At 36.6% G+C, this 22,514-nt stretch carries 15 protein-coding genes; 2 read left to right on the forward strand and 13 right to left on the reverse strand.

Annotated features, from left to right (window positions below):
- Nucleotides 1-30: 30 nt before the first annotated feature.
- The 3 genes from B6A10_RS10710 to B6A10_RS10720 form a co-directional block, all read right to left on the reverse strand.
- Nucleotides 31-2,145 (reverse strand): prolyl oligopeptidase family serine peptidase, encoded by a 2,115-nt coding sequence (locus tag B6A10_RS10710; RefSeq protein WP_188220875.1) that lies wholly within the window; start codon nt 2,143-2,145, stop codon nt 31-33.
- A 120-nt stretch (nt 2,146-2,265) separates the two neighbouring features.
- On the reverse strand, nt 2,266-4,515 hold the full coding sequence (locus tag B6A10_RS10715) for a TonB-dependent receptor (protein ID WP_188220876.1): 2,250 nt from the start codon (nt 4,513-4,515) through the stop codon (nt 2,266-2,268).
- A 221-nt stretch (nt 4,516-4,736) separates the two neighbouring features.
- Nucleotides 4,737-5,090, reverse strand: a complete 354-nt coding sequence (locus B6A10_RS10720) for a hypothetical protein (protein ID WP_188220877.1) — start codon at nt 5,088-5,090, stop codon at nt 4,737-4,739.
- A gap of 165 nt (nt 5,091-5,255) precedes the next feature.
- Between B6A10_RS10720 and B6A10_RS10725 the strand changes: the two genes are divergently transcribed.
- The gene (locus B6A10_RS10725; RefSeq protein ID WP_188220878.1) at nt 5,256-6,425 is read left to right on the forward strand and encodes a hypothetical protein; all 1,170 of its coding nucleotides are present in this window, start codon (nt 5,256-5,258) and stop codon (nt 6,423-6,425) included.
- 183 nt (nt 6,426-6,608) lie between these two features.
- Here B6A10_RS10725 and B6A10_RS10730 read toward each other — a convergent pair whose 3' ends face one another.
- From B6A10_RS10730 to B6A10_RS10740, 3 genes are all read right to left on the reverse strand, one after another.
- Nucleotides 6,609-7,604 carry an aspartate-semialdehyde dehydrogenase gene (locus B6A10_RS10730; protein WP_188220879.1) on the reverse strand — a complete coding sequence of 332 codons (996 nt, stop codon included), beginning with the start codon at nt 7,602-7,604 and terminating at the stop codon, nt 6,609-6,611.
- A gap of 177 nt (nt 7,605-7,781) precedes the next feature.
- Nucleotides 7,782-8,198 carry a large conductance mechanosensitive channel protein MscL gene (gene mscL, locus B6A10_RS10735; protein WP_188220880.1) on the reverse strand — a complete coding sequence of 139 codons (417 nt, stop codon included), beginning with the start codon at nt 8,196-8,198 and terminating at the stop codon, nt 7,782-7,784.
- An 88-nt stretch (nt 8,199-8,286) separates the two neighbouring features.
- The gene (locus B6A10_RS10740) at nt 8,287-10,731 is read right to left on the reverse strand and encodes a bifunctional UDP-N-acetylmuramoyl-tripeptide:D-alanyl-D-alanine ligase/alanine racemase (RefSeq protein WP_188220881.1); all 2,445 of its coding nucleotides are present in this window, start codon (nt 10,729-10,731) and stop codon (nt 8,287-8,289) included.
- A 168-nt stretch (nt 10,732-10,899) separates the two neighbouring features.
- On the opposite strand from B6A10_RS10740, the gene B6A10_RS10745 reads away from it, so the two are divergent.
- Complete coding sequence (locus tag B6A10_RS10745; protein ID WP_188220882.1) at nt 10,900-11,508, forward strand: hypothetical protein; 609 nt, start codon at nt 10,900-10,902, stop codon at nt 11,506-11,508.
- On the opposite strand, the gene B6A10_RS10750 is transcribed toward B6A10_RS10745, so the two are convergent.
- The 7 genes from B6A10_RS10750 to B6A10_RS10780 all read right to left on the reverse strand — a co-directional run bounded on the left by B6A10_RS10750 (nt 11,503) and on the right by B6A10_RS10780 (nt 22,441).
- Entirely contained in the window at nt 11,503-12,219 is a 717-nt protein-coding gene (locus B6A10_RS10750; protein ID WP_055091947.1) for a porin family protein, read from the reverse strand. The genes B6A10_RS10745 and B6A10_RS10750 overlap by 6 nt on opposite strands.
- A 157-nt stretch (nt 12,220-12,376) precedes the next feature.
- Entirely contained in the window at nt 12,377-13,555 is a 1,179-nt protein-coding gene (gene uxuA / locus B6A10_RS10755) for a mannonate dehydratase (RefSeq protein WP_317172029.1), read from the reverse strand.
- A gap of 32 nt (nt 13,556-13,587) precedes the next feature.
- Complete coding sequence (locus tag B6A10_RS10760; protein ID WP_188220884.1) at nt 13,588-14,427, reverse strand: SDR family oxidoreductase; 840 nt, start codon at nt 14,425-14,427, stop codon at nt 13,588-13,590.
- Nucleotides 14,428-14,473: 46 nt separating this feature from the next.
- Nucleotides 14,474-15,673, reverse strand: a complete 1,200-nt coding sequence (locus tag B6A10_RS10765) for a DUF4861 family protein (protein WP_188220885.1) — start codon at nt 15,671-15,673, stop codon at nt 14,474-14,476.
- Nucleotides 15,674-15,704: 31 nt separating this feature from the next.
- The gene (locus B6A10_RS10770; RefSeq protein WP_188220886.1) at nt 15,705-17,870 is read right to left on the reverse strand and encodes a family 43 glycosylhydrolase; all 2,166 of its coding nucleotides are present in this window, start codon (nt 17,868-17,870) and stop codon (nt 15,705-15,707) included.
- Nucleotides 17,871-17,933: 63 nt separating this feature from the next.
- Entirely contained in the window at nt 17,934-21,059 is a 3,126-nt protein-coding gene (locus B6A10_RS10775) for a glycoside hydrolase family 2 TIM barrel-domain containing protein (protein ID WP_188220887.1), read from the reverse strand.
- A 38-nt stretch (nt 21,060-21,097) separates the two neighbouring features.
- Nucleotides 21,098-22,441: a BNR repeat-containing protein gene (locus B6A10_RS10780; protein WP_238929393.1), complete on the reverse strand. Its 1,344-nt coding sequence runs from the start codon at nt 22,439-22,441 to the stop codon at nt 21,098-21,100.
- Between the last annotated feature and the right edge of the window lie 73 nt (nt 22,442-22,514).

Raw genomic sequence — 22,514 nt, forward strand, 5'->3', positions numbered from 1 at the left:
ACCGAATGAATTAGTAAAAATTTGTGAATCTTATCGCTGGAGATTTTTAATGCCCATAGCAAATAAAGTAAAAGCCTGAATATCTACATTTTCCTGAATAGTTGCCGTTACCGATTTTCCGGCTCCGTGACCGGCTTTCACATCAATCCGAATCAAAACAGGATGATCGCCGGCTTGTTTCGCCTGCAATTCGGCAGCAAATTTAAAACTATGTGCCGGCACTACTCTGTCGTCATGGTCTCCGGTTGTAATCATCGTTGCCGGATACTGCCCTCCTTTTTTTATGTTATGCAAAGGCGAATAGCCTTTTAAATACGCAAACATTTCCTTGCTGTCCTGCGCCGTTCCATAATCATACGCCCAACCGGCTCCGGCTGTAAACGCATTGTAACGCAACATGTCCAAAACTCCAACGGCTGGCAAAGCCACCTTAGCCAAATCTGGTCTTTGCGTCATTACAGCACCAACCAGTAAACCGCCGTTAGAACCTCCTCGAATTGCTAAAAACTGGAAAGAAGTATATTTTTCTTTCATCAAATATTCCGCAGCAGCAACAAAATCGTCAAAAACATTTTGCTTTTGCATTTTTGTTCCTGCATCGTGCCATTCTTTCCCGTATTCACCACCGCCTCGTAAATTGGGGATCGCCAAAACACCTCCATTTTCCATCCAAACTGCATTAGCAATACTAAAATTTGGCGTTAAACTGATATTAAATCCGCCGTAACCATATAAAATCGTTGGATTTTTACCGTCCAATTTTAGTCCTTTTTTGTACGTAATCATCATTGGCACTCGGGTTCCGTCTTTGGAAGTATAAAAAATCTGTTTGGATTCATAATCTTCAGAATTGAATTGACATTTAGATTCCCGATACACTGCTGTCTCTCCTGATTTCGGTTCAAAATCATAAATTGTTCCCGGAGTAAAATAATTGGTAAACGTAAAATAAACCTTCGCATCCGTTTTCTTTCCGCTAAAACCACTAGCCGTTCCTAAGCCCGGCAATTGCATTTCGCGAATTAGCTTTCCGGCATAATCATATTGTTTCACCAGCGAAACCGCATCCTTCATATAATGAGCAAAAATAAATCCGCTACAAGTTGACGGTTCTAAAACCTGATTGGTTTCCGAAATTACATCCTTCCAGTTTTCCGGCGCAGGATTATCCACATCGATAAGCACGATGCGTTTATTAGGCGCATTTTTATCGGTTACTACCAACAACTTCGAACCAACATTTTCAAGCACACTGTAATCATTATCATAATTAGCCACAATGGTTTGCATGGAACTATCCGAATTCGACAAATCCAGCACATACAATTCGTTTCCATAAGTAGAATTGGCCGCTGTGATAACCAAAAAACGATCATCTTCCGTTACATTTCCACTCACATAACGGCGTTTTTGGTCTTCGCCAAAGATTACCTTATCCTCGTTTTGTTTTGTACCCAGTTTGTGGAAATACAATTTATGTTGATCCGTTTTAGCCGATAATTCACTACCGTTTGGTTTTTCATAACTCGAATAATAAAAACCTTCATTTCCTTTCCACGACAATCCGCTAAATTTCACATCCACCAAAGTATCACCAATAATTTCCCGCGTCAAAGCATCCATCACAATCACTTTTCGCCAGTCACTACCTCCTTCAGAAATAGAATAAGCTACTTTTGAACCATCTTTAGAAAAAGAAACTTCACCTAAAGAAGTCGTTCCGTCTTTAGAAAAGGTATTTGGATCCAGAAAAACCGTTTCTTTACCTTCTTTATCTTTTTGATACAAAACCGATTGATTTTGCAAACCGTTATTTTTAAAATAATATGTAAAATCACCTTCGGTAAATGGTGCTCCTTCTTTTTCGTAATTCCAAAGTTTTTCTAATCGTTCTTTAAGCTGATTTCGAAAAGGGATTTGTTCCAAATAAGCATTTGTAACTTCGTTTTGTGCTTTCACCCAGGCTTCCGTTTCAGCCGAACGATCATCTTCCAACCATCGATAGGGATCTACTACTTTGGTCCCAAAGTAATCATCAACGATTCTTCCCTTTATAGTAGCAGGATAAATGATGTTTTTTGAAGTTTGAGCAAATGATGTCATTACAGAACTGATAATTATAGTTATAACAATTGTTTTTCGCATAGTATTTTCACTATTTATTTACACAAAAATAAGGATATATATCCCGCAAATTCAGAAATTAAAATTTATAATCTGCGAATTTGCGGTAAATATTTCTTGTAACCTCTATGGTTGAATAATTTATAAATTAAAATTCAACCCCAGAACAATGTTTCTTCCAATGTTCGAAATTCCATCGGTTTTTAATCTTGACAAATGGCTAATATATTGTTTATCAAAAAGATTATTAGCATTCAAATTAACATCAAACACTAATTTGCCCAAATCAACAGTTCCTCCCAAACCAATGTTTACCAAAGTATAGCCATTAGAACTGGTTTCAAAACCACTCACATTATTTTGATTAAAAGTCGAACTCACATTCAAGCTTGCAAAACCTTCAGTCAACCATTTTTTGATATTAAATTCGGTTCTAAGAGTATTATTCCAATTGTTCGCCGGAATTAATGGCAAATAATCGCCATTATCTTTTTTTCCGGTAACGGTTTCAAAACTAGTTTCAAAATGCAACCAGTCTAATGGATGCGGATGAATATGCAAACCAACTTCTCCACCATACAGTTTTGCATTATCCTGCACATAATCAAAAACAACGTTGTCTTCCACAAATTCATCTGTTGGAGCAGCATAAATATAATTATTGATATGGTTGTAAAATCCGTTTACAAAAAACTCAAAATGAGCATTTTTATATTCCAAATTCAAATCGGTTTGCAAGTTTTGTTCGTTTTTCAAATTAGCATTCCCAATTTCATAACGATTTGTTCCGTGATGTACGCCATTTGAAGTTAATTCGGCCAAATTAGGAGCTCTAAACCCCGAAGCTACATTGGCTCGTAAAACAAGTGTTTGTGAAAGATTGGTTTTGTAGCCCAAAGAAGCATTGACACTATTGAACGAACGATTCAATGCTTCAAAATCACCGCCGTGATGTTCATGATCGTGGTCATCCGCTTCCTCTTCATGACCTTCAGCATCCGCTTCATGAGCCAACGATTTTAAATTTCGATTATCAAAACGCAATCCTGCTTGCAGCACATTCGACTTCCATTCGTAATTAGCCGTTCCAAAAACGCCAAAATCATTGGTCGTCGCATCCGGAATTAAATATTCTTCGCCCGAATTTTTATTCGTTTGATGCATTCCCTGAATCCCTACAATGGTTTCTATTTTTCCCAATTTTGGCAAATGATACTTCGCATTATAATTCAATGTATTCAGCATCATATCAAGAGATGGATCATTACTTTCTTCAAATTCCTTACGATTATTCGAAATGTATCCTAAATCCAAATCCAACTTAGTGTTTCCAAAATAAACCACATTGTTCAAACTCAACAAATGATTCGAAACACCCTGACGCGGAAATTCCGGGCTTTTACTATAAGTTTGCTCAGCAATGCCTTCTTCTGGAATTCCTAAATCCAATTTGTTATAATTGTAGCGCAACACGGTTGAAAAAGCGGTATTACTGTAACCAATTCCGGTTTTAAAATCGGTTTCGTTGTATCGGGTATTCGTCACTCGATCACCCTTACCCATTTTATAATCCGAATGCGTATTGTAACTTCCTCTGGCTAAAAATTTCCAGTTATCCGTCGATGTTTTTAAACCAACCGAAGCATTACTTCCCAAGGTATTACTAAAGTATTTTTGATTAAAATTGGCTTTAAAAGTATGGGCATCGGCAAATTTCTCCGGATTAAAATACAGTACACCACCCATGGCATCAGAACCATATAACAACGAAGCCGGACCCTTAATCACCTCGACACTTTCCACTCCGGCATCATTTAAACCTAAACCGTGTTCTTCTCCAAATTGTTGGTTTTCTAATCGAACACCTTGCGAATATACTAAAACACGATTACCACTCAAACCTCGGATTACCGGTTTTCCTATGGAAGTTCCTGTCGAAATTTGTGAAACTCCCGGAATAGTTGCCAGTCCTTCAATCAAAGTAGAAGTCCCTTTTTGCTGTAAAGCCTTAATACTTTCGTGCTCTACTTTCATTACATTTTGCGATTGCATTTTATTAAAAGGAGTCGACACAATTACCTCATCGATTTCAAGAATACTCTCTTCCATTTGAATATTCAAAATGGTATTTTTAGAAAGTTTCTCAACTAATTGATTGATGGTTTTATAACCCACAAAAGTAAACGCAATTCTAAAATTTCCGTTAGGCAGGTTTTTAAAACTGTAGTTCCCCTGTGCATCAGTAGTGGTTCCTTTGTGCAACTCAGGCATGTAAACCGAAACTCCCGGAAGTGCTTTATTTTGAACATCAGTAAGCTTTCCTGAAAGTGAATTTTGGGCTTGTACCAAAGCCGAGACCCCTAAAAACAGGGCTATTATATATTTTTTCATTGAAAAGAATGTATTGTTTGTTTTCTCATTGTCAACATGAGAAATAATAAATAGAAATAGATTTTCACAACAGATAAACTTCTTCAATTTGTCATTCCGACGAAGGAGGAATCTTCGTTAGGTGAATCACTTGATGAGATTCCTCCTTCGTCGGACTCGAGCCATAGCGAATAGGCGGAGCAATGACAAGTTTGCGGTTCTGTTTTATGAATTAAATAATATTAAACAATACTTGCAGGAGGTCCGCGGTGTGCAAATAAACTGCCCGGGAAAGAAATGATATTTTGTTGTTCCTTATCAAAAAAAGGAATCAACTTAAAATCAGCGTAGAAATGATAGCTGGTTATTTTGGTTTGCAAAAAACTGCTAAACGCAAAATGACAAACAGAACATTGCTCAAAAACCTTGTGCTGATGCGTTAGTTCGTGCTTATTATGAGAATGATCGTGCTCACAAAACTTATGAGAAAGCTGTTTCTCCAGATGCTCATAACTATGAAAAGACTGGAACAGTATCGAGAACAATACCGCTGCCGCAAGCGTGACACTATATAAAAGTTGCTTTCTTTTCATCATTGGCAAAGGTAAGCCCTGAAACTAAGAAATACAAGACAGACCAATTATGATTCTGTTAAATTGATTTTTATATTTTTTTGTAGGAATATTTTATATATTTGAAAAATCACTGACACTTTATTTTAGACAGCGTAACATTTGGCATAATTAATTAAGAATATTTAAATGAAAGAAATTAAACAAATAAACCTATTCATATCTTGTCCTGGAGATATTATTGATGAAATATATTCTATTGAAGTAATAGTAAAAGAAATTAATAAAACCTTCGGTAATATTGGTCATTTCGCTATACAAATCGTTCATTGGAATGAAGATACATATACAGATATTGGTCAAGATGGTCAAGAAATAATTAATAATCAGATCGATTATGATATATTAATTGGAATATTATGGATGCGACTTGGAACCCCAACTAATCGGGAAAAATCAGGAACAGTAGAGGAAATTAATAGAGCAATAAAAAATCCAGAAAAACAACAATTAGTTTATTTCAAAACAGCACCACCAAGTAACTTAAACTCTATAAATACTTCAGAATTAAATGAAGTAATGAAATTTAAAAAGGAGTTATCTAACAAAATTTTATACAAAGAGTTTGAAACTATAGACAAATTTGAAACTCTATTTCGTTTAAACTTATCAAACTTATTAAAAGATAAATTTATAAATGAGCAAAAGCCAATACAGAATACAACTGTAGTTGCATCTAATAAAGATAATAAATATCAAAATATAGTTTCTCTAATTGATGAAATTGAGAACTCATCAAAAGGCAGTTTTGAGGATATTGACATCTTTGAAATTAGTGAAAATGGACAAGACTGTTTTAAAAAAATCACTGGTAATTTAACCAATTTAACAAGTTATCTTAATAAATTAACAAAAAACTTAAATAAGGGAACTACAGAGATAAATGAAGTAAATAATATTAAAGACACTCGGCTGAAATTAACTAAAGCCAAAAAAATCGTGAATCGCCTTTCGACAGAATTAGATGATTTTAATGATGAAATAAATTTAGAGTTACCTCCATTTTCTAAAAATCTAAAACAAGTCGGTAAGACAACTTCTGATTTATTATTAACCTTAAGAACTTATAATAATCCCGACGAACATGATATTGAAGCTAACACCTTAGCATTTCGAGATGCAATGGAAAACTCAATGAATACAACAGCACAAATGCTAAAAGAAGTTATGAAATGGCCTCCAATAAACCTAAAATTTAATACAAGTAAAAGAAACACTGAGGTCGCTCTAAAAGATTTAATGAAAGAAATAATGTTTGGATTAAAACTAATCGACGAAGCTTTAGATAGTGATAATTGAATCTAACGATAACACAATCCTGAAGTTTCTAGATGTATTCTATGCCCGCAACAATGAATAAAAACAAACTCAATACTTATCGAGTTTCTGAATAAGATTGCTTCGCTACGCTCGCAATGACAATTTAGCCCATAAAAAAAGCTTCTCAATCGAGAAGCTTTTCTGTTTATAATGATTTAGTAATTACACTAAGTTGTTAGCTACTAAATATTCAGCAATTTGAATGGTATTAGTCGCAGCACCTTTTCTAAGGTTATCGGCAACAATCCACATGTTTAAAGTATTAGCTTGCGACTCGTCTCTTCTTAAACGACCTACGAAAACTTCGTTTTTACCCTGAGCGAATAATGGCATTGGGTATTCAAACTCTTGTAAGTTGTCCTGAACTACTACTCCGTCAGTGCTTTCTAAGATGCTTCTTACTTCGTTGATGTCAAAATCATTTGAAAACTCTACGTTTACTGCTTCAGAGTGACCTCCTACGATTGGCACACGTACCGCAGTAGCCGTAACTTTAACAGAATCATCACTTAAGATTTTCTTAGTTTCTTTAACCAATTTCATCTCTTCTTTAGTGTATCCGTTGTCTTCAAAAACATCACATTGAGGAATTGCATTACGGTGGATTTGGTATTTATAAGCCATTTCTCCGTCAACTCCGGCGTACTCGTTTTCTAATTGTTTAACCGCTTTTACACCAGTTCCGGTGATCGATTGGTAAGTAGAAACAATTACACGTTTGATGTTGTATTTTTTATGCAAAGGTGCCAAAGCCAAAACCATCTGAATTGTAGAACAGTTTGGGTTAGCAATGATTTTATCTTCTTTTGTTAATTGGTCAGCATTGATTTCAGGAACAATTAATTTTTTGGTTGGATCCATTCTCCAGGCTGAAGAGTTATCTACTACAGTTGTACCCACTTCAGCAAACTTTGGGGCCCACTCTAATGAAGTACCTCCACCGGCTGAGAATAACGCAATTTCAGGTTTCATTTCTACAGCCGTAGCTAATCCAACTACTTTGTATGTTTTTCCTTGAAATTCCATTTCTTTACCTACTGAACGCTCAGAAGCTACAAGGATTAATTCGTCATTAGCTTTCACAAAGTTTCTCTCAGCCAAAACCTGTAACATTACTTCTCCAACCATCCCGGTTGCACCTACAACTGCTATTTTCATATCTATATTTTTGTCTTTAGTTTTATTTTAATAATCAAATTTTGAATTGCAAAAGTAATTAATATTCAAAGGAAAACAAGACGGTTCACAAAAAGTAACAAAAAGTTATAAATATAACAAAAATAAAAGAACCACTCCTTTTGGGAGTGGTTTAGTTGAACATATAGTGAAGCGGTATTACTTTTTTAACAAGTCTCTAATTTGAGTAAGCAACTCTTCCTGAGATGGTCCCGCTGGTGCAGCAGGTGCAGCTTCTTCTTTCTTTTTCATTTTTTCAGCAGCTCTTAACACTACAAAAATAAAGAATGAAATAATCACAAAGTTGATAATCGCCTGAACCAAATTACCATAAGTAATCACAGCCGCTCCGGCAGCTTTAGCAGCAGCTAAATCGGAATAACTATTTCCGTCTAAAGAAATAAATTTGGTCGTAAAATCAACTCCGCCGGTAATTAAACCAACGATTGGCATAATAACATCATCCACCGCAGATCCTACAATTTTACCAAATGCGCCACCAATAACAACAGCAGTCGCTAAACTTAACACATCGCCTTTCATCAAAGAGGCTTTAAAATCACTGAAAAATCCCATACCTTATAATTTTAATTAAACTTGATTCAGATTTCTAAATTAAGATTTTTTTTAACAAAACAACCCTGAAATCCCAAAAATCAAAAAATTATCGATAAAAAACCCGTTTTACCCGCTGCGAAATACTGGTTAGAATCTCATACGGAATCGTTTGAAGCTGATTAGCCATATAAGAAACCGAAGGGCTTTCGCCAAAAATAATCACATCATCGCCTTCTAAACAGTCAATTTCGCTCACATCCACCATCAGCATATCCATGCAAACACTTCCCAAAATTGGTGCTTTTTGGTCTTTAATCGTCACAAATCCTACACCGTTGCCCCAGGCTCTTCGGATTCCGTCGGCATAACCAATAGGAATCGTAGCCACTTTAGTCGCTTTTTCGGCCATAAAACGACGTCCGTAACCCACACTGTCTCCGGCAGGAATTGTTCGAATTTGTGAAATAATGGATTTTAAAGTTCCCACATTTTCCAATTCTTTTTGCTCTTCGGCATCGTTAGAAACCCCGTAAAGTCCGATTCCTAAACGCACCATGTCGTACTGAGAATCAGGGAAATTACTAATTCCGGAAGTATTCAAAATATGTCGAATCGGGTTTATTTCTAATTCGCGAATAATTTTAGAAGATAATTTTTCAAACAAACGGATTTGCGACAGCGCAAATTCATGATGATTCACATCGTCGCTCGTGGCCATGTGCGACAAAATACTTTGTACTTTAACGGTCGAATTCCCTTTTAAAGTCGCAATCAATTCGTCCACGGTATTTTCTTCAAATCCCAAACGATGCATGCCCGTATCCACTTTAATGTGAATCGGGAAATGTTGCAGATTTTTTTGTTTGGCTATTTTTAAAAAGGCGTGCAGGCCTTTTAAACTATAAATTTCAGGTTCCAATCCGTACTGAATAATTGCCGGAAAACTGGTGCTTTCCGGATTCAAAACCATAATCGGCAATTTAATTCCACCATTTTTCAACGAAATTCCTTCATCGGCGAAAGCCACACCCAAATAATCTACTTTGTGATGTTCCAGCAATTTGGCAATTTCGAGTCCGCCATTTCCATACCCAAAAGCTTTCACCATGACCATGATTTTGACCTTAGGCTGTAATTTGGATTTGAAAAAATTCAAGTTGTAACTAATGGCATTCAGATTGATTTCCAAAACCGTTTCATGGGTTTTCTCTTCCAGCAGCGTCACGATTTCCTCAAAATGAAACGAACGCGCTCCTTTGATTAAAATACTTTCATTGGAAAAATCCAATTTCTCAAAATTGGCAATAAAATCAGCAGTATTTTTAAACGTAATACAATTCGAAAATTGCTCTTTAAAGTCCGAAATCGTTTCTCCAATTCCGATAACGCGGTTGATTTTATTGGAAACAATCAGCTTGGCAACCTTCGCATACAATTGTTCATTAGGAAATCCACTTTGAAAAATATCCGAAAGAATAACCGTTTTTTTATGAAATTTATTTTGACTTTCTAAAACATCCAAAGCAATTTTTAACGACTGATAATCCGAGCTGTAACTATCATCAATCACAGTGCAATTGTTAATTCCGTTTTTCACTTCCAGACGCATTTCAACAGGAAACAGCAGTTCCATTCGCGCCTGAATCACCTCAACGTCGTAACCAAAATGAAGCATCACCAGCAAACAGGAAACGGCATTTTCTACCGAAGCCTTATCTACAAAAGGAATTTTCAATTCATACGAACTTCCTTTGTATTGAAAAACCAATACAGTTTCCTGATGTGAAATTTCTCTTTTGCTCACAAAAACATCGGCATCTTCCTCTTTAAAACTCCAGGAAAAAGCTTTCGTATTCGGGTTGATGTATTTTTCAATCGCACTGCTTTTTGGATAAATCAAAACAGCGGCATCTTTAAAAAGCTGCATTTTTTGTTGGATTTTCTGTTCCAAATCAATAAAACCTTCATCGTGCGATGAACCAATATTGGTCAAAACACCTATATTGGGTTTGATGATTTTTTCCAGTTTATCCATTTCATTCACCGTAGAAATGCCGGCTTCAAAAATCCCCAAATTATGCTTTTCATTAATCGCCACCACCGACAACGGAACCCCCACCTGCGAATTGTAACTTTTAGGACTTCGAATCACATTATAATCCGGACTCAGCAAGAAATTAAGCCATTCTTTGACAATGGTTTTTCCGTTGCTTCCGGTTAAACCTATAATTGGAAAATGAAAACGTCCGCGATAATAAGCAGCAAATTGTTGCAAAGCCACCAGAGTATTTTCGACAATTAAAAAATTGGCTTTAGCCGCACAATCGTCCGGAATTCGGGTTACAACAAAATTCTGAACGCCAATCGCAATTAAATCCTTGATGTAATGATGGGCGTCATTATTGGGTCCGCTCAAGGCAAAAAAGAGGCTGTGCTCACTGTTTTGCAACGAACGGCTATCTATCGAAATGTTATCAATCAAAGCTTCGGGATTTGTTCCCTCCCATCGGGCATTTAGAATTGAAACACTATTCTCAACGGTTATATTCATGAAATTAAATTCGGATTAAGGCAAAAAACATTCTCAAAAATAAGACTTCTTTTTCAATTGAAACCACACAATTTGCGTTAAAAACAGAGACACAGTTCAATTCTGCCCGCAATAAAACAATGTCATTTTAATAGTTTCGTTATATTTGTGATTCTAAGCCATTTCACAATGCCAAAAAAACTTTTTCCATTCTTTTCTTATCTGTTTCATCCGGTTTTCATCCCGATTTATGCCACGCTTTTTTATCTTTTTTCCAATCAGTCGTATTTTTTTAACAAAGAAAAATATTTGGTTTTACTGGAAGTAAGCGTCATTACTTTTGCTATTCCGATTCTTTTCTTTGTCCTGCTGCGCCTTACCGGAAAAATCACTTCCATCATGGTTCCGGAATTGTCCGAACGAAAATTCCCTTTGGTTATTCAATGTTTCCTGTTGATTCTTTTGGTCAAAAAAAGCATTACCCTTGAACGCTATCCCGAACTTCATTTTTTCATGCTCGGCGCTTTGTCCAGCACGCTCATTGCTCTGATTCTTTTATTTGCCAATAAAAAAGCCAGTTTGCACATGACCGGATTAAGTGCGCTTACTTTTTTCATTTTTGGATTGAGTTTGCACCACCACACGGCTAATACAGTATTAATTATTTTCATGGTGCTGATGAATGGTTTTGTAGCTTCTTCCCGTTTGATTATGAAAGCACATACGCCTCAGGAATTAGTTATTGGTGTACTTTTAGGAAGTATCCCGCAGATTCTTCTGCTTTTTCTTTGGTTATAAAATATAGAAAATCACACCCACATTTAAGGATTTCATATTGATCTTTTGACCATCGACGCTAATGGATTTAAAAATTGGATTCAAACCGTAACAGGCATAAACATTCAGCGTATTAAAACCAGCCGAAAGATATAAACTGTAGAGTAGTTTGTTAAAATCATCGTTATTTGTAATTACCGTTTTGCCGTTATCATCCACCAGTACCGATTTACTGTAAACCAGATAACTGAATTTCACACCGCCATAAATACGCCAAAACTTGTAGCTTTGATAAGTAGAAGTACGCCAACGGAATTCAAGCGGCACATCGATTAACAACTGAGTAAATTTGTTTTTATCAAAGTTTGACTGCGAACCTAAAATTGTATAAACCGCATCTTTAGCCGTTCCGGTGATTCCTAAATTCTCATTGTAATTATTATAACTCAAACCCAAACCTGTCGCAAAAGCTTTTGTTCGCAGTTTATTAATAGGCATATCCCTCAAAAATCCGCCCGAAAGCCCGATGGAGAATTTTTGTTGTTTCAGGCCTATTGGTTTTTGCTGTAAGGTGTTGTAAATAAAAGCAAAATAAAACTGATCTTCGCGGTACAACGAATCGATTTTCACATCATTGGTTTCGTCCTTTTTAATTTCTTCCTGCGCAAATCCATTAAAAAAAGAAAGCATTAGCACCAAACTCCAAAAAAACTGTTTTTTAAAAAAATTCATAATTTACCGTTTAGGATTTGTTTTTAAACCATTTAGGAATTTAAGAAAATTAAGATTTGTTGGATACCAATTTCTTAATCGTAAAAGTAGTTTATATAACTTAATTCTTTACCTAATAAAACAAAAAAGGAGCAAAAAAATTGCTCCTTTAATACTCTTATTTTTGATTTCCTCTGATTCCTCTTTCCAGACCTCTTAATTCTGCTAAACCTCGTAAGCGACCGATGGCGGAGTAACCCGGATTCATTTTTTTGTCTAAATCATCCAACATTTGGTGACCGTGATCCGGACGCATTGGCAATCGGTAATCCGGACGACCATTGGTAATCCTTTTTTGCTGTTCTTCAACGATAGCTTTCATTACTCCGTACATATCTACATCACCATCTAAATGATCAGCTTCGTAGAAGTTTCCTTCAGCATCACGTTTAGTTGCTCTCAAGTGAATAAAGTTGATACGGTGACCTAATCTTTGCACCATTCCTACTAAGTCGTTATCTTCTCTTACTCCGTAAGAACCCGTACAAAAACACAAACCATTACTTTTACTATCTACCACTTCAATCAATTGTTTAGCATCAGCCTCAGTACTTACTACTCTTGGCAAACCTAAAATCGCATAAGGCGGATCATCCGGGTGAATAGCCATAATAACGCCTGCTTTTTCGGCAGCCGGTATAATTTCTTTTAAAAATTCGTATAAATTATTTCTCAATTCGGCATCTCCAATTTCGGCATAATCATCTAAAGCAGCTTGTAATTGTTGCAGAGTATAACCTTCTTCGGCACCCGGTAAACCTGCAATAATATTTTTTACCAATCCTGTTTTTTGGTCTTCATTCATCGCTTCGAAAACCGTTTTTGCCTTAGCAATTTCTTCGGCTGTATAATCGTTTTCAGCTCCTTTTCTTTTTAGCAAAAACAATTCAAAAGCAGCAAATTCCATACGGTCAAAACGCAAGGCTTTAGAACCGTCTTCTACTTCAAAAGACAAATCGGTTCTGGTCCAGTCTAAAACCGGCATGAAATTATAACAAACGGTATCAATTCCGCAGGCACCTAAATTGGCAATACTCTGACAGTAATTTTCAATGTATTTTTTATAATCTCCTTTTCTGGTTTTGATATTTTCGTGAACCGGAATGCTCTCCACAACAGACCAGGTTAATCCGGCATCTTCGATTTCTTTTTTTCTTTTTTGAATTTCTTCCACAGTCCAAACCGTTCCGTTTGGAATATGATGCAAAGCAGTTACAATTCCTGTAGCGCCAGCCATTTTAATATGAGAAAGAGGCACAGAATCCTTTGGTCCGTACCATCTCCAGGTTTGTTCAATTCCCATTTTTTATAATTTTTTTTTGATTTTTTTTAAACTCCGGCGTAAGCTAAAAATCCACCATCAACAGCAACCACAATTCCGGTTACAAAACGGGAAGCCGGATTACATAGCCACAATAAAGTACTGTCTAAATCACTTGGTTCACCAAATCTTCCCATTGGAGTTTGCGAAAGGATTTTATTCCCTCTCTCCGTCAAACTTCCATCTTCATTGGTTAATAAAGTTCTGTTTTGTTCCGTTAAAAAGAAACCTGGTGAAAGTGCATTAACACGAATTCCTTCTTTTGCAAAATAAACCGATAGCCATTCTGTCAAATTACTGATTGCCGCTTTAGCAGCACTGTACGCCACCACTTTTGTCAAAGGATGAAAAGCACTAACTGAAGATATATTAAGTATACTACATCCTTCTCTTCCAATCATATCTGCAGCAAATACCTGAGTTGGCAACAAAGTACCAATAAAATTCAAATCGAATACAAAGCGCAAACCTTCGGTATCCAGACCAAAGAAAGTTTGTAATCCTGCTGCTTTATTTTCTCTGTCAAAAGATACATCAGAACTTGTTCCTTTTGGGTGATTTCCTCCTGCACCATTAATTAAAATATCAACTAATCCTAAACTCTCATTAATTGCCTTATGGGCTTTTCTCAAACTTGCCTCATCACACACATCAGCCGAAACACCGATTGCCTGCCCTCCATTACTAATAATTTCATCCGCTAATTTTTGTGCTTTTTCACCATCTCTCCCTAAAACAGCTACTTTGGCTCCCTGATTAGCTAATGCTCTTGTAAATCCGGCACCCAATACTCCGGCACCTCCTGTAATTACGACTACTTTATCTTTAAGTCCTGAAATTAAATCCATCTTTTTTGGTTATTTTGTAAGTTTTAGCGAAACTACAAAAAAAGATTTATTTATTTCCTTTAATCGTTATTTTAAGGGGATTAGCTAACATTTTGACCTTTTTTTGTAATAAAGTATCCCAATCGGCGCCATTGGTAATCTGACCGCTTTTTTGCCAGGCAAAACCGGCATAGTACGTTAGTTTGTTATTTTTGGGCTTACAAACAACCAAAAGATTGCTTTGATCTTTCGCTTTGGAAACATCCGAAAAAGCTTTGGTAACCAATTTAGGATTGACTACAATTCCTTCCGCTAACAACTGTCCATCGATTTTTTCGACATGACGAAACCAGCCTTCTTTAGTATTATTTTTCACTTCGCCTTTGTTGTCATGCAGCGTAATTCCGGCAGTTATATTCGGAACAGTTTTTGACGCCTCCAAACTAATTTCGAACTTAGAAAAATTAGAACCTAAATCCAAAGTAATTCGCTTTGTTTCTCTCACTCCATACGAACTCCAGGATGCATAAATCAACTCGAAAATCGTGCGTAAAGAGCCTACAGCAATAGTTTTGTAACCCACAAAATTTTTAGAAACCGCCAATTGATTGTTTTCCCAAATTCCGATTCCACCTGTCCCACGACTAGGCCCAACTTGATAGGGATCATAACCCTCACCATGGTCAATATGATAATAACCCGGAGATTTTGTATTCTCAGCGTACCATTTATTAATTATTGGTTTATCTGTACGTTTTAACCAAAGATCAATACCGCTGGTAAGTGTCCCTTCGGGTAATTTTTCCTCAACTCTTCGCTGTGCGTCCGGTCCGTAAGTTCTAAAAGCAACTTTATCATTTTCCCAGGCATAATCATCGGTACGTTCCGGCACGAAACGGGAATAAGCTTTAACAGAACTTTCAACCAATGGTATCGTTTTATCAAAAACTACTTGATAATCGACTTTGGTTTTAGCCGAAACTTCAGCCTGAAACAACAATTCATCAGAAATTCCATCTTGATTGAAATCAATCCATTGCAGGACCACATACTCTTGAGTTCCGTCTTTTTTAATTCGTAAATCGGATATTTTCTTTCCTTTAATTAAATTCGAAAGTGATTTTCCTTTAACAGAAACGACTTCCTTCCGAGCAAAATCCAGATTGTTTTTTATGGTAATTTTTGTCGTTTCATTTTGGGCATTTGCCAATATTGAAAACGAAAAAAACACCAGTAAACACTTCAACAAATTCATATCGTTTCTCATAATTTAAAAATTGAATTTCAAAAACAACTTATTATGTTTTCAAAGGCTGAATTCCTTCCAAAGTAGGTTTTACTTCAATGATATTTCCTGCTTCATCAAAAAACATTCGATCAATACAAACTTCACGATTGTATCCTGCCGCACGCCCCATTTCAATTCCTTTTGGAACCGTAAAACGATGGTAAACAATATACCATTCGTCTGTTCCCGGAATTTGAATCACCGAATTATGACCTGTTCCATAAATACCCTGCGAAGGATCTTTAGCAATCACCAAATTGTTTTCCGGAATAGTAAAATTTCCCAACGGACTATCAGAAGTTGCATAACGCACTCTGTAATTTTCGCTGCGGGTATCATCCTGAGACCATAAAAAATAATATTTACCTTTACGGTAAAACACCTCAGTACCTTCTCTGAAAGTTCCATCCGGTTTTAAAACCGTCAGGGTATTTTCTTTGACAGAAATCATGTCATCATTGAGTTCGACACCTACCATAAAGCCGTTTCCGTAATACAAATAACTTTTTCCCGAAACCGGATCAGTAAACACATCCGGATCAATAATCTGACCTCTTGTAATACCATTTGGTTTATTTGCGACCAAGGGTTTTCCAATATCCGTGAAAGGTCCCTGCGGATTGTCGCTCACTGCAACCCCTATTTTGCTTTCGCCGGTATAGTAAAAGAAATAACGATACTTACCGTCTATTTTTTTCTCAATGGCTGCAGGCGCCCATGCTTTCGCATCTGCCCAGGAAACATCTTTTTTAAAATCCAGCAAAACTCCGTCATCCGTCCAATCGACTAAATTAGTGGATGAAAAACTCTTAAAATAATCGCCGCTCCATTCAAAAAAACCATCACTGGTAGGATACATATGAAAACGATGGTCTTTATTTGAGTATAAAATTTCAGGATCAGCATAATAGCCAGTCAAGGAAGGATTGTTTCTTACTACTGTTTTTACCTCAAAAGTAGTTTTGCCTAAAGAACCAAAATCAAAATCATATTGCACTGCTTTTTGAGAAAAATCCTGAGCTCCCAGCGGACTTACATTTGCACCTGATTTAGCTTTAAATTCCGGATCAAAATTTTTCAAGTCGGTTCCGTTTTTAACTGGAAGCAACATGGTTTTATTGGCTAAATCAACAATCACATTATTTTTTTTGATAGCTTCCGATTGTGCTTCCGAGATTTCACCATTTGGAAACCAGCCATAAGTAGTAATCAATCGCTGTGCTTCATCGGCAGTTATTGGCAAAACTGTTCCGTGTCTGGGATGGAAATTCATTGAAACATTTTCATCGATTACTTTAAAATGCTTCAAATCTGTTGATGATGTAAATTGGTATTTACCTTTTCGGTACATATCATACATCAATATATAAGTATCCGAATTGTTTAGTTTAAACACTCCAGAACCTTCTACTGATTCATCCGTTTGATCTACATAACCGTCCTGCAAAACATAACCGGAAGTCAGCTTCTCTGAAATTGCCACTTTAATTCCCTTATCTTTTTCATCTTCGGTTTTTAGAAACAAATGGAATTTCCCATCTTTTTCAATAATATCGGCATCGATACAAGAACGATTGATTGGGCTGTAAAACAATTGTTGTGGCGCAGTTTCTAAAGCAGTAAAATCCTTATTAGCATACGCATAATAAACAATATCCGTTCCTCCCGGTTGCAACATCGAGAAGTAAACCATGTATTTTTTAGCCTTGGCGTCGTAAATAGTTTGTGGTGCCCAAACACGCTTCACCTCTTTAAAACCATCAAACACTTTTGAAATATCTACTTTGGAAGACGTCCAATGTACTAAATCGGATGATTTTAAAAGTACTATAGCCTGGTTTTCCCAGCCATTGGCTGTTTGCAAATCGGTCACTGTCATGTAAAAAGCACCATCATTTCCTCTCAAAATGTGCGGATCACGAACACCTCCGGTTGTACTTATTTCGTCTGAGTTAATCACTGCCTTATTATCATTTAAAGCATAAAAATTAAAGCCATCTTTACTTAATGCATAGCGAACAGCTTCATCTGTTTTGGCGTTTCCCGTAAAATACACAAACAAGTAAGCACTTGCGTTTTCTTTCTCTACTGATTTCTGAGTAAGCTTACAAGCAGAAAAGAAAACCAAAATCAGACTTACTGAAATTATTAAAAAAGCAGATTTTATTTGTTTCATAGGTAGTAACTATAACGCCTTGGAGCAATTATCTTGATAATCCCGTCCAAGGCGTTAATTATATTATTTAGTGGAATTCATTAAACTTAATGTATAACTATAACTGTATTTTGGTGCTCTCAGTAAATATTGCGAATGTGGCAAAGCACCCCAGCTGGTATCACCACCTACTCCGCGTTGTGCCAAATCAACATTTACAAAAACCGTATCCACTGGTTTCACATCATTAGTATGACGTTGTTGTTTAGTTTTACCCGGATCTAAAGATTCTGTAGAAACATTCAAAGTACTAAATCCTAAGGCCTGTTCTCCGGTAATTTTCAACCCTAAGCCGTTTTTATTTTGCAAAGAAAACCAACGTGCATCAGTTTTATACCCACATTCCTGAGGACGGATGTATTCCCAAACAAACTGATTAGCCACTTTGTCCTGATAAGTTCCCACAAAAGAAGCTGTTTTTCTATCAGAATAATTTTCCAATGGCCCGCGACCGTAATAATTCAGGTTTTCAAAAGCGCCCGGAAGTTGCACACGCATTCCGAAACGTGGCAATTCAGGCAATTCTTTTCCAGTCATATCAATGCTGGCAGTTACTTTGATTTCACCATTATTTTGAATCAGATAATTCACGGTGTAAGGCACATTGGCTCCAGCCAAAACATACTGTACGTCAATAGGCAATCCTAAATCGGTTTGTTTTCCTACCGTTACTGATTTCACTTCCGGATTCAAATGAGCGTCTTTCCAAACCACTAATTTCTCCTGCATTTTGTTTCCAAAATCATTATCGGTTGGTGCTCTCCAAAAATAAGGTGTTGGAAAATTAGTGATAATTGCAGCACTTTCATTTTTGAAATTATATGATTTCAAAATCCCTTTTACTAAATCAAAAGTTCCGGCAATAGTTTGAGTTTCAAAAACCAATTCGCTACCTTTTTTCTTTACTTTTAAGTTTTTCTTTTTCGAAATCTCCGCTTTATTTTCAGCAAAGAAATTTCCTTTTCCAATGGCAAATTGTTCTCTTGCCACTTCATGATTTACCGGAACCAAATCGGTAGCGGTTTTTGTAAAAGCATACACATTCAGGAAATATTCTCCGGTTTCAGTCAAGGCTTCAATTGGCAAATCCAGCGTTGTACTTTTCTCAGGAGCACAATCTACATCGAATGTTTTTTGCTGAACAATTACGCCATTTTTCACTAATTCAAATTTGAATTGGTACTGGTTCAAATTGGTATAATGAAAAATATTTTTGATCGTCAATTGGTTCGAACCTTCCAAACTAAACAAAATATCCTGATATACTTTTTTCACCTCAGCCAATCCCGGATGTGGCATTCTGTTCGCACTCACCAAACCATTGGCACAAAAATTCTCATCATTTTGTAAATCTTTTCCACCTAAATCACCTCCGTAAGCATAGAAAACCGTTCCTTTTTCATCCTGAGTTTTGATTCCTTGGTCAACCCAATCCCAGATAAATCCGCCCTGCATGTGCGGACTGCTGTTGATGATATCAAAATATTCCTGAAAATTTCCGTTACTGTTTCCCATGGCGTGCGAGTACTCACACATGATAAAAGGTCTTGGTTTGTCGGCAGCAGCGTATTCTTTCATGTACTTGATACTTGGATACATTGGCGCTACAATATCGGTATCTTCATTTTCTCTGGCTTGTTCAAATTGTACCGGACGCGAATGATCACGTGCTTTCAACCATTTGTATGCTTCATAAAAAACAGGTCCGTTTCCACATTCATTCCCCATCGACCAAATAATAATCGAAGGATGATTTTTATCGGTTTCTAACATACGTTGAATTCGGTCCAAATGAGCCGGAAACCACATCGTTACATAAGAAGGATGTTTAGTGTCTGCGGAAATATTTTGCCCGTCCACTCCCATTCCATGCGATTCAATATTGGCTTCGTCCACCAAATACATTCCGTACTCATCACATAATTCATATAAATACGGATCATGAGGATAATGACTCATTCGAATCGCATTGATGTTATTTTGTTTCATCAATTCCAAATCTCTGCGCATCGTGGCGCGGTCAGGTGCATGCCCTTTGGTTTCATGGTGATCGTGAATATTAACTCCACGAACCAACATTACTTTTCCATTAACTAATAATTGCGCATTTTTAATCTCCACTTTTCTAAAACCTGTTTTTCTATAAATTACGGAACTTTCAGCAGGATTAGCCGTTTCTAATTTGATACTATAACTGTACAAATAAGGCGTTTCTGAACTCCATTTATTTACATTTGGAACAACCGAACTGAACTCCACTTCCTTAGTAGCATTAGTTACTTTTTTAGTTTCGCTATATACTTTTTTGCCTTGAGCATCTGTTAATGTCAACGTCAGATTAGCATTTTTAATTTTATTTTGCTGAAAAGCTCTTAACTGTACGGTTGTTTTAAACAAACCGTTTGTGTAGTTTTCATCCAAATCGGCATGCACAAAATAATCCCAAATGGTCAATTTAGGACTTGCCTGCAAATAGACATCGCGCTCAATTCCGCTCAAACGCCAAAAATCCTGATCTTCTAAATAGCTTCCATCATGCCAGCGAAACACCTGCACAGCCAAAAGATTTTCTCCTTTTTGCAACAACGAAGTCACGTCAAATTCGGCTGCAGTTTTAGAAGCTTTGGTCATCCCCACTTCTTTACCATTCAAAAAGATTCGAGCATAACCTGAAATCGAGTTAAAATGCAACAACACTTCTTTTCCTGTCCAGTTTCCCGGCACGGTAAATGTTTTTCTGTAAGTTCCCACCGGATTGTATTCGTTGTTTACAAATGGTGGATTTTTAGGAAACGGATACACAATATTGGTGTAAATAGGAATATCAAATCCCTGCATTTCCCAGTTAGACGGAACCGTGATGTTCTTCCAGTTTTTATCGTCTAAATTGGTTTTATAAAAGTCCTGAGGTCTGTCGGCCGGTTTTTTAACGATGTTAAATTTCCAATCGCCATTTAAACTTTTATAATAAGAAGAAGCTTCCGGCTTATTGGTCGTTGCGATAGCTTCATTTTGATACAAAACAAAAGTAGCCCTCCCCGCTTCTTTGTTTCTGTCAACAATATTTGGGTTTTCCCATTCATTTTGTTGCTGTTGTGCCGAAACTAACTGCACAGCTACCAGCAACGCTAACATAATTCTTCTTTTCATTCTCTTATTTTTAGTGGTTTTTAGTGTTTTTTTTAATGTTATTTGTTCCGAATTAAAGGCATTTTTTTTAATTCCAAAACCTGAACCGGTTGTGGCGCTACCTTTGCCAATCCTTCTCCGTCGGTTTGAGTAACGTTTTGAGAAAAAATATGTAATTGTTTTTTGGTTGCCCAAAGTTCATTATCAAAATTAGGTTCCCATTGTCCTACCGAATTTGGGCTAATATCTTCTAATTGCCATTGTTTTTGCTTCAAATTAGCATAAGCCAAGGTAATTTTATTAGCTCTTTCTTCATCCCGAAAAAGCAGATACAACATCGATTTGTTGACCAAAATTTCAGGCCTCGAAATTGGAATTCGCTTGGTTCCGCCACCTCCTAAATGAAAGTTGCTTTTATGAAAGTCGCTATTAATCAATTGCCATTGCCCATCCTTTCTATACACCACTTTGTATTGCGGAATACCGTCATTATCCCAATAAGTGGCGATATACGGATTTCCTTTAGCATCTACCGTCATCGATGTTTGATTAATCAGGCTGCTGTTTTGTGGCACCTGCCAGGCAATTTCGGCTGTAGCTTTTGTAATAGGTAATTGGTATTTTTCTCCGGTTGATTTTTGCCAGGTTTGTCCGCCATCGGCTGAAAAAGCATAACAAATATCGTGATTTGTCGAAACATCCCAGCTTTCTCTCCAAACCCAGGAAAGATAAATTCCTTTTTTGCCTACGCAAATTTGCCAATAAGCCGAGCGTTGATTTTCGCCATCAATTAAATTATTTTGCAAAGAACTCCACTTTTGAGTTGTAACATCATAAGATTTCATAATCATATTCCCTCTTCCTGAAGCTCCCGAACGGTAGCAAAACAACAAATTCCCATCCGACAGATTATGAAATTCCGGATAGGTTACTTTAGCTTCGTCCGTTCCGGTCATTGGCATTTCTTCACTTAACTCCAGACTAAAAGGTTCAATACTTCTTGCATAACGCAGGCGAGTATCGTGATGATCCCAGCTTACATGAAGATAACCTTTAGCATCTACAGCAATACTAATATCATTGTGGGCATCTTTCACATTGCCGCTGTAAGGCGTGATTAGCGTTTCCCATTTATTAGTTTTCAATTTGCGTTTAGCCAAAACCACTTTGCCATCCGGATTGTAATAAGCCGTATATTGAATTCCTCTAAAAGTAGTTAAAGCTTTGTTTCTAAAAATAACCGTATTCACCGAATTATTGCTCCAGCCCAAACCGATTTCGCTCAACTCTGTTTGCAACTGCGCCTGAACAACAACCGGAACAAACAGCATCAGGAAAACAGCCATTGAAACAACAGTTTTTGTTTTTTGCAAGTGTAACAGCAAACAATTTGTTTTCTTCATTTTTTACAAAATAATTCTTTGGATTGACTATTCTATTTCTCTCTAAAAAGATTAAAATAAAATAGCATATCTG

This window comes from Flavobacterium pokkalii, from assembly GCF_014596575.1.
GTDB lineage: Bacteria > Bacteroidota > Bacteroidia > Flavobacteriales > Flavobacteriaceae > Flavobacterium > Flavobacterium pokkalii.